Origin of the sequence: Pseudomonas sp. IT-93MI4, from assembly GCF_949767635.1 — a bacterium.
In the GTDB taxonomy this organism is placed as follows: domain Bacteria; phylum Pseudomonadota; class Gammaproteobacteria; order Pseudomonadales; family Pseudomonadaceae; genus Aquipseudomonas; species Aquipseudomonas putida_A.
Map to the genome: position 1 here is coordinate 1 of NZ_CATKPP010000038.1, position 442 is coordinate 442.

Consider the following 442-nt stretch of genomic DNA (forward strand, 5'->3'; position numbering starts at 1 on the left):
ACCTACAGCATGGGCCAGCAAACGTCCCTGATCGTCGTAGGCATAATCGCTGAGCAGCAGGCCTTGCTGGCGTTGTTGCTCACGACCGCATTCAAACTGATGGCTGGTCAGCCGCGTGCCATTGAGGTCGATGGCGGTCAGCGCACCGCCCTTGGCGTAGTGATAGTCGAGCTTGCTGTTGTCCGGCAGACGCTGGCGCTTGAGCTGGCCGCAGGCGTCGTAGGTGTAGCGCAGGGTGCCACAGCCCTGATGCTCGGTGATCAGCCGATCCTGCCGGTCGTATTCAAAGGCCAGTGGATGTTGCTGGCCGTCATCAACCCCGGTCAAACGGCCCAGGCGGTCGTAGGTGTAAGCCACCTCAACTCCGTCGGGCAGGGTTTTCAGCAGCAAGCGCCCGGCCGCATCACGCGTGTAGGCGGTGACCAGCGTCGAGCCGTCATCG

General features: G+C 62.7%; 1 protein-coding gene. It reads right to left on the reverse strand.

All coding sequences use genetic code 11. The features are described from left to right. Positions 1-442 (reverse strand): hypothetical protein (locus ACM6I7_RS16885; protein ID WP_414888914.1); only part of this gene is annotated, 442 nt, incomplete at both ends.